Raw genomic sequence first — 13467 nt, 5'->3', positions numbered from 1 at the left:
AGCAGCACGCGAATAGGCCGGAGAGTTAAGTAAATGGGCTCCGGTGCTTTACGCCAATATGTTGAGGAGGGAACCGATTGTGAAGAAAAAAGTGGTGGCGTTCATCCTGGCTTGTCTGGTAGCCTTGACTGCCGTCCCTGTCGGCGGTTGGGCCGAAGAAAGCAGACCTGAAGGCAAAACCAAAGAGGGATCAGCGGCTGAGCTGGCTCCCGAGGCTCTCTCGGCGATCCTGATGGATGCAGATACGGGCACAGTCATCTATGAAAAAAACAGTCGTGAAAAGCTTCCTCCAGCGAGCATCACCAAGATTATGACGATGTTGCTGACAATGGAGGCTATTCAAGATGGCAAGCTCAAGCTGACCGATAAAGTTCGGGCCAGCGAATATGCGTCTTCAATGGGAGGCTCGCAAATTTTCTTGGAGCCCGGTGAAGAAATGACGGTCGATGAGATGCTGAAGGGAATTGCAATGGCTTCCGGCAACGACGCCTCTGTGGCGATGGCTGAGAAAATTGCAGGATCTGAACAGGCTTTTGTCGAGATGATGAATGCGAAGGTGCAGCAGCTCGGGCTCAAGGATACGCATTTTGCCAATTGCAACGGTTTACCCGTAGAGAATCACTATTCTTCTGCGCATGATATTGCGGTTATGAGCCGAGAGTTGTTGAAATACCCGCAAATTACGAAATATACGGGAGCCTATCAGGACTATTTGCGCAAATCCTCAGTCAAACCCTTTTGGCTGGTGAATACGAATAAGCTTGTCCGTTTCTATACTGGAGCAGACGGGCTGAAAACAGGCTATACGGCAGAAGCAAAGTTCTGTCTTTCCGCTACTGCGAAGCGTGATGGCTTGCGTGTCGTAGCTGTGGTGCTCGGGGAGCCAAATACGAAGATACGCAACAATGAAGTATCTTCCATGTTCGACTATGCATTTTCACAATATACAATGAAATCCATATACAAGCCGGGTGAATTGCTGGGCAGCGTAAAAGTTGAAAAAGGCGTATTGCCAGAGCTGAAAATTCAGGCTGACCGTTCTTACAGTGTACTGGTGAAAAAAGGTGGCAACAAACAAACGTTGCGTCATGAATTGCAACTGGCCCCAAGCCTCAAAGCTCCTGTCCGGGCTGGTGACCCAATCGGTAAGCTGGTCGTCTATCAGGATGGACAACAGCTTAAGGAGTTTAATATCACTTCGCCTGTGGCTATCGAAAAGGCCGGATGGTGGAAATTGTTTAAACGTACCATGTCGAACCTATTTTCTTTGTAGATTTTACGGGGTTTTCTTCTAGTTTTGTCGGAGGGCAGGAATCGTCTGCGGCTACGTAGAAATCCTTGTCCAAGACCGGGAGGAGAGTGAGTAAGCATGAACCTGCAAATTGAAATGGAGCATCACCGGGGGGTACTGATTGTAAGGCTGTCTGGTGAGCTTGATCACCATACGTCGGACATGGTCCGTATGCAAATGGACGAGGCGATTCAGCGCCGGCAATGCGAGCATATTGTGCTCAGCCTGAAGAATCTTCAGTTTATGGATAGCTCCGGCCTTGGCGTTATCTTGGGACGGTACAAACTGATCAAGCAAAAGGGCGGAAAAATGGCAGTCTGTGATGTCAATCCGCCAGTACACCGACTGCTGGATATGTCAGGGCTGTTCAAAATCATGCCCATATATGACAACGAGGGAAATGCGCTCACGGAACTGGAGGTTGTGTCATGAGAGAAGGCACGGGAAACAATTTCATGAGCTTGCAGTTTGCTGCCAAATCGGAGAATGAAGCATTTGCTCGTGTGGCTGTCGCGGCCTTTATTTCCAGGCTTGATCCCACAATGGATGAGCTAAGCGATTTGAAAACCGTGGTGTCTGAAGCGGTGACAAACAGTATTATTCACGGTTATGACAGCGATCCGTCAGGTGTCGTAACGATCAAAGTCGGGATTGAAGCGGACGTGATCACGTTGGTTGTTGAGGACGCAGGGCGAGGAATTGAGGATATAGAGCTAGCCAAGCAACCTCTATATACGTCCAAACCTGAATTGGAACGCTCCGGCATGGGCTTTACGATTATGGAAAATTTCATGGATGAGTTTGAAGCAGTCAGTGAGCCGGGCGGAGGCACGTCGGTCCGGATGAAGAAAAGGATTGAATCCAAGAAAGCTTTATATAATTAGGAGTTGATCCTATGGAAGCAGGAGGAAAAAAAACTTCGCACAGCTATTTGGAGGATGCGGAAGTCAAGCGGCTTATTGCACTGAGTCAATCTGGTGATAATGAGGCTCGTGAGACACTGGTCAATAGTAATATCCGGCTCGTCTGGTCTGTCGTGCAGCGCTTTATGAACCGGGGGTATGAACCTGACGATCTTTTTCAAATTGGTTGCATCGGCTTGTTAAAATCGGTGGATAAATTCGATCTCAGCTACGAAGTCAAATTTTCAACATATGCAGTACCGATGATTATCGGTGAGATTCAACGGTTTCTGCGTGATGACGGTACACTCAAGGTTAGCCGTTCCTTGAAGGAAACGGCCAATAAGGTCCGCAAAATGAAGGACGAGCTATCCAAACGACTCAACCGCCTGCCTACAGTCAAGGAAGTTGCTGATGAGCTGGGAGTGACACCGGAGGATGTTGTTTTTGCGCAGGAGGCCAATAAGCCGCCTACTTCAATTCACGAAACGGTTTTCGAAAATGACGGTGATCCGATTACACTTATGGATCAGATTGCTGACGAATCACAGGAAAGATGGTTCGACAAGCTGGCACTCAATGAGGCCATTGGCGGACTATCTGAGCGGGAGCGGTTGATTGTGTACCTGCGCTACTACCGGGATCAGACTCAATCAGAGGTTGCAAGTCGGCTTGGTATTTCTCAGGTGCAGGTATCACGGCTGGAAAAAAAGATTTTACAACTGATCCGCGATCAGATTGCCCAATAATAACAGTCAGGATCTTAGTGACATCCTTATGCTTACGTATTACTAAAGGGTATTCCAAAGCCATTTTAATGGCAAGGGGTACTCTTTTTTGCGTGGGATAAAAGACAATACACAGAATAGGTTTCCTTGCTTCGTTCCATACTAATCGATAATTACGAGGATAAGGAGGGGATCGGATGACTCATAGTCCGGCTCCTACAGTAGCTCCTATTGTCTACTTGCGGCTCCGCAGCCGTGTCCGCATGATACAAGGGCAGGATTTACATTTGGGTGATGTAGCCCAACTGCTGACTAATCCTGAATGGGAAAAGGATTTGCTTGAGCTTGTTCTCAAGCGGCCGCAGCACCAGGACGGTAATCTGATACTGATAGACATGCTGCAGATTATAGCAAAAATTAGAGATCATATTCCGGGGGTCGTAGTTGAATCTCTCGGGAAGCCGCATGTACTTGTGGAACTTGTGGAGAAACCCCGTAAGCCGTCCAAAATACTGTTTGTTTTGGTATGGGTGCTTCTGTTTTTTGGCTCTGCGCTGACAATTATGAATTTTCATGCCGACGTTAGCATGATGGAGGTACAGGTTCGGATTGTGGAGATGATTACGGGACATAAGGATGAGCATCCGTACCTGTTTCAAATTGCTTACTCGATCGGCATCGGCTTTGGCATGATCGTTTTTTTTAATCACTTGTTCAAGAAAAATTGGAACGAGGAGCCGACGCCGCTGGAGGTGGAGATGTATCTGTACCAGGAAAATGTGGATCAGTATGTTGTGGCAGAGGAATATGAAAAGATGGCTCGTCTGCAGACAAAGGATAAGAAACCATGATATTTGTACAGGCTGCACTTCAGATTATTTTAGGTATTGCTGGGGGCCTTGCGGTGGGTAGCGGTGTAATTGCTTTTTTTATTGTGCTGGATATCATGCCGCGACTAGCACAACTCACCCGTACGTATAAAAAATCACGTGCATACGAAAAGGCAATGATTGTAGGCTCAGTACTGGGAACTGTGGTCGATTTTTGGAACATTTGCTTGCCACTACCGGGCATATTTACATGGATACCTGGGTTATTTTGCGGAGTGTTTATTGGCTTGCTCGCCGCGGCTCTAACGGAGGTATTGAATCTCCTGCCTATACTCGCCAAGCGACTCCACATGACCGTGTATATGCTCGGTCTGTTGATGGCAATGGTGCTTGGCAAGGTGACAGGTTCCTTATTTGACTGGTTTGTATACAACCGTTAACAACGAAAGCGAAGGGGGCAAGGAATATGGATCACAGAGCGGATCAAGAGCATCAGGAGCAGCATCAAGAAGACGGGGGAATTGGAAAGGAAAACCATACCGGCGGAGAAGAGTTGAGTCCATGGCAGAAAAAGCAGGCGCAGGAATCAGCACGTTTTAAACACAAAAAAGAGAGTGAGCGGTCTGATAACGTAGAGGAGTCCGTTCGCTACTGGCAGGCCGAAGATGATATATCGCCGAGGATGAAGGATAATAAGAATACACTTGAAACAGTATTAGGTTTGGGGGAGACCTTTGATGTCGTATTCAGGGAAATGACACTGGGTGGGCGTCATACCGGATATCTGTTCCTAAATTCCTTTGCGAAGGATCAGATCATGCTTGAAGTGCTAAAGCGGCTCACCTATCTGACGCCGGATGATCTCTCTTCGGATGGACTACAAGCGTATTTTGAAAATTTTATTCCACATATTCAGGTGGAGAAGACGGATAAGATGTCTGTGGTCATTAACAAGGTGCTGACGGGACTGAGTGCCTTTTTCATGGAAGGCGAGCGTTTTTCCCTTATTCTGGATACTCGTAATTACCCGGTGCGTAATCCGGAGGAACCTTCTTTGGAGCGGGTTGTGCGCGGTGCTCGCGACGGGTTTACTGAAACAATGCTTACAAATGTAGGTCTGGTGCGCCGGCGTTTGCGCGACCCAGGGCTTAAATTTGAGGCTATGCAGGTCGGACGTCGAACCCGAACAGACGTATGTTTGGGTTACATTGACGATATTGTGGATAAGGTGATGGTGGATACTGTACGAGACAAAATTAAAAATGTTAATTTGGATGGTATTCCGCTGGCCGACAAGCAATTAGAGGAGACGATTATCAATAAAGGTTGGAATCCATATCCATTAGTACGATATTCGGAGCGACCAGATGTCGTGGCATCGCATATCATGGAAGGAAGGCTCGTTATTTTCGTCGATACCTCACCCAGCGTGATGATTTTGCCTACCACTTTTTTTGACTTGTGTCAGCATGCAGAAGAGAATCGGCAAACCGCTTTTATGGGAAGTTATTTGCGGTGGGTACGTTTTATAGGTATATTCGCCTCGATGTTTCTGCTTCCGATGTGGCTGCTAATGGTCATCAATCCAGAATTAAAACCGGCGTTTCTTGATTTTATTGGTCCTCAAAAGGAAGCACATCTTCCGCTGATTGCCCAGTTTATCATTGTAGAACTAGGGGTCGATCTAATGCGAATGGCGGCTGTGCATACTCCGACACCACTGGCTTCCGCTATGGGCTTGATCGCAGCGATTCTGGTCGGTGATATAGCGGTTAAGACGGGACTTTTCGTGAATGAGGTCGTGCTGTATATGGCTGTCGCTGCCATAGGAATGTTCGCAACACCGAGCTATGAGCTGGGGTTAGCGAATAGACTGATTCGACTATTCCTGCTGGTTGCTGTTGCAATTTTTCACGTACCGGGCTTTGTCGTGGGTACGACACTGATCATTTTGATGCTGACGCTGCATCGGTCATATAATTCTTCGTATTTGTGGCCGTTCATTCCTTTTAATGCCAAAGCGTTAGCTTCCATCTTGTTCCGTATGCCTGTACTAGATGCGCCTAACCGCCCGTCATCTAACAAAACGAGGGACAATACGCGTATGCCCCATACGGATGCCGACACAGATTCGAACTCAGGCAATGGACAGGAGCATTAATATAAATGATCTGCATAAAAATCCATTGTTCTTGATGTTTTTTTTGCTATACTGGTGTAAACATTCGATGGAATATGACTAGCTTGTTCCAGAAAGAGAGGCGCCAGAACATGTATTTGCATGGAAGCAGTAAAATTAACAGCAATGGACATTTGGAGATCGGCGGTTGTGATACAACGCTTTTGAAAGAGCGTTTTGGCACGCCGCTATATATTGTTGACGAACAGTTAGTCCGCCGGCGCTGCCGGGAATTCATAGAAGCTTTTCGTGAAACCGGATTGAAGTTTCAAGTTGCTTATGCAAGCAAAGCGTTTTGTGTTATGGCGATGTGTGCTTTAGCTGCTGAAGAAGGAATGTCGCTTGACGTAGTTTCCAGTGGAGAATTGTTTACTGCGCTACAAGCAGGGTTCCCGGCAGAGCGAATCCATTTTCACGGCAATAACAAAACACCGGAAGAAATTGAAATGGCGTTAGATGCGAAAATTGGCTGCTTCGTCGTTGATAGCGAAATGGAGTTGCATTTGTTGCAGGCCCTTGCCTCCGAGAAAGAACAGCAGGTGAATATCTTACTGCGTGTTACACCAGGGGTTGAGGCGCATACGCATGAATATATGGCCACAGGTCAAGAAGATTCGAAATTTGGCTTTGACATTGGGAATGGTACAGCACGCCAAGCAGTGGAACAGGCTATCGAGCTGGACCATCTTAACCTGTTAGGGGTACATTCTCATATCGGTTCGCAAATTTTCGAAGTGAATGGCTTTCAAATGGCTGCTGAACGGGTTGCAGCTTTTTCCAGAGAAATTAAAGAACAGCTTCAGTTTTCTTTCAAAGTGATTAATCTGGGTGGGGGATTTGGCATTCGCTACACAGAGGAGGACACACCGCTGAAAGTATCCACCTATGTGCAGGCTATCGGCGAAGCGGTGAAAACCTATTTTTCAGGACTTTACGATGAACTTCCAGAAATTTGGATTGAGCCGGGACGCAGTATTGTAGGCGATTCAGGCACGACCTTATATACGGTAGGAAGCATCAAGGATATTCCGCAGGTACGTAAATATGTCTCGGTAGATGGCGGGATGACAGATAATCCACGTCCTGCACTGTATCAGGCCAAGTATGAAGCGATGCTGGCTAATCGAGCGCAGGATACGGACGAAGAGACGGTGTCCATTGCGGGCAAATGCTGCGAAAGCGGCGATATGCTTATTTGGGATGTAGAGCTGCCTCGTATAAATAGCGGCGACTTGCTCGCTGTTGCCTCAACCGGAGCCTACAATTACTCCATGGCGAGTAATTATAACCGAATACGTCGACCAGCAGTTGTATTTGTCAACAACGGTGAGGCCGAGTTGGTGGTGCGTCGGGAAACCTACGAGGATATCGTACGCAACGATGTTGTGCCACAGCGCTTGATTCGTGATCAAGCCAGTCCGGCGGTTCAGCCTAACGCCAAGATTACGGTTTCGTCCTGATTTTAGCATTGTAAGATCAAGCAGGCCATTGAGTCGGTAATAATACACCGGGGACAATGGCCCTTTTTTTTGGACAAGACTTTGCTAAGCGCGGCAATTCATAGTAAACTGGAACTTGATGTTATTTAGTTCTCAAAACAGGTTGAAAAGGAGATACAAACAATGAAAAAAGGTAGAATAGATCTTGAAAACGGCGGTATCGTCGAAATTGACTTTTTCCCAGAAGAAGCTCCAAACACCGTTGCTAACTTTGAAAAGCTGGCAAACAGCGGTTATTACAACGGTTTGAGCTTCCACCGTGTCATTCCGGGCTTTGTGGCTCAAGGTGGTTGTCCAATCGGTAACGGTACAGGCGGTCCTGGTTACACGATTGACTGTGAAACAGCTACGAATACAACAAAGCATGCCAAAGGCGTTCTGTCCATGGCTCATGCAGGTCGCAACACAGGTGGCAGCCAATTCTTTATCTGCTACGCTCCACAACCACATTTAGATGGAGTACATACTGTATTTGGTAAAGTAACCAAAGGTATGGAATTCATTGATGCTGTAAAACAAGGCGACAAAATGAAAGAGGTTAAAGTATTTGACGTGTAATTTTACCGTTAATTACATGATCTTTTTTAAATAGCGTTGCACCTAAGCCGTTCTGTCTTTGGACAGGCGGCTTTTGTTGTCTTTTGTTTGACGGTTTATTGATTTTCGCAATCACGTAGGCATTACAGTGCGTAAGATCACATTCGAAAAGTAAGTGTTGTGATAGCCTTTTCATAAGAATGCATTTTCCATTTATTTTATATGAGTATTCAAACTCAGTAAGGATTGGAAAAGAAGGGGGCTTATCACATTGTCTATTTTAACGCGCACAAATCGACTCGGATTTTTTGAAATCCGGCTGGAATCCATTGGTGGACTCGGCGCTAATCTGGCTGGCAAAATGTTGGCCGAAACCGGGGTGCTTGGTCTGGGGCTGAATGCTTCAAATTTTTCGTCCTACGGTTCGGAAAAAAAGGGAACTCCGGTTAAAAGCTTCGTCCGCTTCTGTGAGCCGGAGGTCGATATTCGGGATCACAGTCCGATTGAGCAACCGCATGTGGTAGGCATTTTCCATGAAACGTTATACAAAACGGTAAATGTAATTAGCGGACTGCCAGCGGATGGGATTGTAGTGGTTAATTCCACACGTCCAGCAGAAGAAATACGGGCTGATTTGGGACTGGTATCCGGTACATTAGCGGTGGTGGATGCGATGGGCATCGCACTGGAAGAGCGAACCAAACTAAATACGTCCATGCTCGGTGCCTTGTTCCGTGTCTGTGATTTCCTGGACCCGGAAGCGATGAGATCGGTTATTCGCAGTACCTTTGAAAAGAAAAATCCACTGTTAGTGGAACCTAATCTGCGTACGTTTAACCGTGGTTATGATGAAATGGAACTGCACGTATATCCAGTTACTGATGACGCAGAGGATCGGGTTTTTGAACGTCCGCAGCCATTGCTGGGATACGAAACCCAACTACTGGGGGGCGTTATTGCAACTCAGGGAAACAGCATGACGAGAGATGTTAGTGGTTCACGTCAGGGGTATGTGCCTGAATATGAAGCTGATAAATGTACCCATTGTGCCAAGTGTGATTCGATTTGCCCGGATTACTGTTTTGTATGGGAAGAGCAAGCAGACAAACGCGGAAGAATGATGCCATTTTTGCAAGGAATTGATTACCAGTATTGCAAAGGATGTCTGAAATGTGTAGATATTTGCCCGTCGGGGGCATTAAGCTCGCGTCGCGAACAATGGGGATGGGCGGAACAGAATCGAGTTGCCCACCAATTTCCGGCATATGAAGGAGGGCGTGCGTAATGGCAAAACTGGAGGAAGAACTCAAACAGACAGGCGCCGCGCAAGTGACAACGTTCGAATCCGGTAATGAAATGGCAGCTACGGCGGCTGCGCAGATTAATTATCATATGATGGGATATTTCCCGATTACTCCATCTACCGAGGTAGCGCAGTATCTGGATCAGATGAGAACGAGAGGTCAGCATAATATTAAGCTGGTTGCAGCAGACGGAGAACACGGATCGGCAGGGATTTGTTATGGAGCTGCCGCAGCGGGAGCGAGGGTTGTGAACGCCACTAGTTCGCAAGGTTTCCTGTACATGCTGGAGCAGTTACCTGTTCAGTCAGGTACCCGTTTTCCAATGGTTATGAATCTGGTGACACGAGCTGTTAGTGGTCCCCTGGATATTCGCGGGGATCATTCGGACCTGTACTATGGTTTGAATACAGGCTGGGTCATTTTGACGGCAAGTACACCACAGGCTGTGTATGATATGAACATCATGGCACTAAAAATCGCAGAGCATAGCGATGTTAGGCTGCCTGTAATGGTCGCATATGACGGTTTTTATACGTCCCATCAAAAACGTAAAGTGCAATATTTTGCCGATGCTGAGACCGTGCGCGGTTTTGTAGGTCCTAACCCGAACTTGAATTATCCGAATATTACGGATTTTGATCATCCTGTTACCGTGGGTGCGCATATGAACGGTGATGACCTGACGAATAATCATGTTCAGCTATCCGAAGCACTGAAGCTGTCAGAAGGAGTATATGAGCAGGTAGCAGCAGAATATGCCGCTTTATCCGGTCGGGAATACCCGATTTTGGATCTGTATCATATGGAGGATGCTGAGGTCGCGGTATTCCTGTTGAATTCGGCGGCTGAATCGGCCAAGGATGTGGCGGATCAACTCCGCGCGCGCGGGATTAAAGCTGGTGTGATACGTCCGAATATCATCAGACCGTTCCCAGCTGCACAACTACGGGAAGCATTACGCGATGTCAAGGCGCTGCTGGTAGGTGAACGTGCAGATTCGTATGGGGCAGACGGCGGTAATTTAACGCATGAAATTAAAGCGGCCTTGCAGGAGGACCCGCTGAACCGGACACTCGTGTTGAGTCGTATATTTGGCTTGGGCGGCAAGGATTTTTATGCGGAAGATGCAGAGGCGTTCTTCCAGCTTGCGATTGAGGCGGCAGAGGCCGGACGAGCCGAGAAGCCCTTTGATTATTACGGAATTAATCCGGGTTCACCGGACAAGGTGATGCCGCAAGTTATGCAACCGCCACGTGGCAATGCATACCGTACGGGTCTGATTCAGGTTACGCCGGACGAGGCGACCGGGAAGCTCAAAGTCAAGGTACCACCCCTGCGGTCGTTGACGACCAAACCACGCCGTCTTACACCAGGTCACGGGGCTTGCCCAGGATGTGGGGCATTGTCTGCGCTGGAACTGTTTTTCAAAGGTATTGAAGGGGATATTGTCGTGCTGTTCCAGACAGGCTGCGTATATGTGACGACGACAGGGTATCCATATACATCACACAAACAACCGATGATCCACAATCTTTTTCAAAACGGGGCCGCTACACTTTCGGGAGCGCTGGAAGCTTATATGGAAATGAAGCGCCGCAATGAAATTGAGATGTCGGACGATCCGACCTTTATCATGATCAGTGGTGACGGTGGGATGGATATTGGTATGGGTTCTGCGATTGGTGCGGCTCTGCGTAATCATAAGCTGATCATGTTGGAATATGATAACGAAGGGTACATGAATACAGGTTCACAGCAATCGTACTCCACTCCGCTCGGTCACATGACCAGTACGTCGGGTGTAGGGAAAATGCAAAAAGGAAAGCAAGGGCATCACAAGGATACCGTGCAAATCATGGCTGCTTGTAACATTCCGTATGCTTTTACAGCAGCTGAAAGTCATCCGCAGGATATGCTGCGTAAAGCAGCCAAAGCTCAATGGTATGCGAACAACGTGGGTACGGCCTATGGTAAGATCCTGTGCGCCTGCCCGCTGAATTGGAAATCCGAAGACAGACTGGGCACCAGCATTGTGGGCGCCGCAGTCGAGTCCTGTTTCTTTCCTTTGTACGAAATAGAGCAAGGCAGTACGACGATTACGTATAATCCGGAAGACAAGGGAAAACGGATTCCAGCTGCAGAATGGTTGAAATTAATGGGTAAAACGAAGCATCTTCTCAAGGAAGAGGCTACGCTGGCTACCTTTGAGCAGGAGATTGAGCGTCGCTGGACTACCCTGAAAAAGAAACATGAAATTTCAGAGCTATAATTCTGTTTTTTGCATAATCATCGATTAGCATTGTTAGCCGCTGTTACTGTAGTGGTTCGATCAAGATTCTTTGCGCTTATTGCGCAAAGAATCTTTTTTGTCGTTTATGGGTTCAAGCATAAAAAAACAGGTAATGATTTCCGATATAGGAGTGGAGGCCTATAAGAGGCACGTTAAAAAGTTTTCTTCTGAATTTTAAGATGCAATGAGGTGCAGGTAATGATTAAGCTGAATACAGTTGAAATAATCGAAATTATAAAGAAGCAGATCCCTAAGGTTATGAACATCAAGCCAGTAGAACTAAAGTTTACGGACGATTTTGGACGGGCCTCGCTGGCAGCGACAGAACACAAATTCACACTGACGAACCAGCATTATTCTGCCAAGGTGATGGATTGCGTGTTAGAAACACAAGTACGCCCCATTTTAATGTGTGAAATTATTTATTTTCTGAAATGCGAGTTTATTGACGGACATGTTGATGTGCGACTGGATTATGAGGCATGTTCTGAGGAAGGGCGGGGACCTGTTGCTTCAGCCGTAATTACCTTTGATCATGCAACAGAGTTGGGAGTCGAGGAGCTGGCCGATCTGATTGACTTGGCGCTTCATATGAATGATAAAACCTGGTTTGAAGAACTCTCCAGCCAATATGTCAAAACCAAAGCAGGCGCTTCTATTAGATAACTTGCTTTTTTTAGAAGTCGGTGCTAATATACGTAACAAGTTTAATGTTAATTCAATTAAATAAGAGCAAGATCCTTCGGGGCGGGGCGAAATTCCCCACCGGCGGTGATGACATGTTTGTGGATCGTTTTTGTGAGAAACAGCATGGCTTAGTCCGTGACCCGGATGCTGAATGATCGGCAGAAGGTGGACCTGGTGCAAATCCGGGACCGACAGTATAGTCTGGATGGGAGAAGGATACGAAGCGCATGTGCATGACGTGACATGTGCCGATTTTTAGCATACCCAATTGTGCGTACGGCTTATTTCGTTGTAGGACAGCATCGGGCGATAGCTTGCTTAAGCTTTCTTTTTGATGGGTGTTCTGAGCGTATTTGGTTGTATCCTCAGTCATGCTTTCTATTGGCAAACCTATGATTTCATGTCGTCTTAAGATGCATATGAACTGCGCTTGTATACTACAAATGTGACTCTCATCACCCCCATGACGGATTGAATCCGAACTGGGGGTTTTTTGCGCTTATAGCTGATGAATTAGGGATAAACTGAAATGTAGTGGAAAGGAGTGAAGGCATGTTTACCGGATTAGTTGAGGAAGTGGGTCGCATTCAAACTATTTCCAAAAGCGGTGAAGCGATGGTGCTGGGGATTTCGGGTTCCGTAGTGTTGGGCGATTTGAAAATAGGAGACAGTGTCTCGGTGAATGGCGTTTGCCTGACCGCGATACGGATTGGTTCGAAAGACTTTAAGGTTGATGTGATGCCGGAAACCTTTCGCAGCACTAATCTGAAAGAGTTGAGATCCGACAGCCGAGTCAATCTGGAGCGAGCAATGGCGGCGAGTGGAAGGTTCGGAGGACACATCGTGCAAGGACATGTGGACGGGACGGGAACGATTCGCGGGGTGACATCAGACCAGAATGCAGTTGTGTTCGAAGTTGAGCCTAAAAATCAAACATTATTTAAATATATTCTACTCAAAGGGTCAATCACAATTGATGGTATCAGCCTCACAGTCGCACAGCGTACGGGAGATACCTTTGCCGTATCCATTATTCCCCACACTTTATCCGAAACGGCCTTACAAGCCAAACGTGAGGGGGATACCGTCAATATCGAATGTGATATTTTGGGCAAATATGTAGAACAGCTTTTAAATTACAGAGGTGCAGCGGAGGCGGAGAGAGTAGAAAAAGCTCCTCTCAGTTTGGACTATTTGGCGAAACACGGCTTTGCCTGATA

13 protein-coding genes and 1 riboswitch are annotated in these 13467 nt (G+C 47.0%); all 13 genes read left to right on the top strand.

All coding sequences use genetic code 11. From position 1 onward, the window contains the following. Positions 1–79 precede the first annotated feature (79 nt). Complete coding sequence (locus tag BM358_RS07445; RefSeq protein WP_028540615.1) at positions 80–1273, top strand: D-alanyl-D-alanine carboxypeptidase family protein; 1194 nt, start codon at positions 80–82, stop codon at positions 1271–1273. Positions 1274–1369: 96 nt separating this feature from the next. After that, complete coding sequence (gene spoIIAA / locus BM358_RS07440) at positions 1370–1723, top strand: anti-sigma F factor antagonist (protein WP_013310782.1); 354 nt, start codon at positions 1370–1372, stop codon at positions 1721–1723. Further along, on the top strand, positions 1720–2175 hold the full coding sequence (gene spoIIAB, locus BM358_RS07435; RefSeq protein WP_023989214.1) for an anti-sigma F factor: 456 nt from the start codon (positions 1720–1722) through the stop codon (positions 2173–2175). The genes spoIIAA and spoIIAB overlap by 4 nt, the downstream gene beginning before the upstream one ends. An 11-nt stretch (positions 2176–2186) precedes the next feature. After that, a complete protein-coding gene (gene sigF / locus BM358_RS07430) occupies positions 2187–2942 on the top strand; it encodes an RNA polymerase sporulation sigma factor SigF (RefSeq protein ID WP_023989213.1) in 756 nt (251 codons plus the stop codon). Between the two features lie 176 nt (positions 2943–3118). Continuing rightward, positions 3119–3772: a stage V sporulation protein AA gene (locus tag BM358_RS07425; protein ID WP_013310779.1), complete on the top strand. Its 654-nt coding sequence runs from the start codon at positions 3119–3121 to the stop codon at positions 3770–3772. After that, positions 3769–4191, top strand: a complete 423-nt coding sequence (locus BM358_RS07420; protein ID WP_023989211.1) for a stage V sporulation protein AB — start codon at positions 3769–3771, stop codon at positions 4189–4191. Before BM358_RS07425 ends, BM358_RS07420 begins: the two co-directional genes overlap by 4 nt. Positions 4192–4217: 26 nt before the next feature. Then, entirely contained in the window at positions 4218–5912 is a 1695-nt protein-coding gene (locus tag BM358_RS07415; RefSeq protein WP_028540616.1) for a spore germination protein, read from the top strand. A gap of 110 nt (positions 5913–6022) precedes the next feature. Next, on the top strand, positions 6023–7390 hold the full coding sequence (gene lysA / locus BM358_RS07410) for a diaminopimelate decarboxylase (protein ID WP_028540617.1): 1368 nt from the start codon (positions 6023–6025) through the stop codon (positions 7388–7390). A gap of 162 nt (positions 7391–7552) precedes the next feature. Continuing rightward, complete coding sequence (locus BM358_RS07405) at positions 7553–7987, top strand: peptidylprolyl isomerase (protein ID WP_013310775.1); 435 nt, start codon at positions 7553–7555, stop codon at positions 7985–7987. Positions 7988–8237: 250 nt separating this feature from the next. Continuing rightward, complete coding sequence (locus BM358_RS07400) at positions 8238–9251, top strand: 2-oxoacid:acceptor oxidoreductase family protein (protein WP_023989209.1); 1014 nt, start codon at positions 8238–8240, stop codon at positions 9249–9251. Beyond that, entirely contained in the window at positions 9251–11539 is a 2289-nt protein-coding gene (locus tag BM358_RS07395) for a thiamine pyrophosphate-dependent enzyme (RefSeq protein WP_028540618.1), read from the top strand. The genes BM358_RS07400 and BM358_RS07395 overlap by 1 nt, the downstream gene beginning before the upstream one ends. 219 nt (positions 11540–11758) lie before the next feature. After that, entirely contained in the window at positions 11759–12226 is a 468-nt protein-coding gene (locus tag BM358_RS07390) for an IDEAL domain-containing protein (protein WP_013310772.1), read from the top strand. Between the two features lie 68 nt (positions 12227–12294). Further along, positions 12295–12468: riboswitch (FMN riboswitch) on the top strand. Positions 12469–12799: 331 nt separating this feature from the next. After that, on the top strand, positions 12800–13465 hold the full coding sequence (gene ribE, locus BM358_RS07385) for a riboflavin synthase (RefSeq protein WP_028540619.1): 666 nt from the start codon (positions 12800–12802) through the stop codon (positions 13463–13465). Positions 13466–13467 lie beyond the last annotated feature (2 nt).

Origin of the sequence: Paenibacillus sp. cl130 (assembly GCF_900116035.1) — a bacterium.
Taxonomy (GTDB): Bacteria; Bacillota; Bacilli; order Paenibacillales; family Paenibacillaceae; genus Paenibacillus; species Paenibacillus polymyxa_B.
Note: the sequence above shows the minus strand (reverse complement) of the source record. Positions and strands in the feature narration are given on the sequence as shown.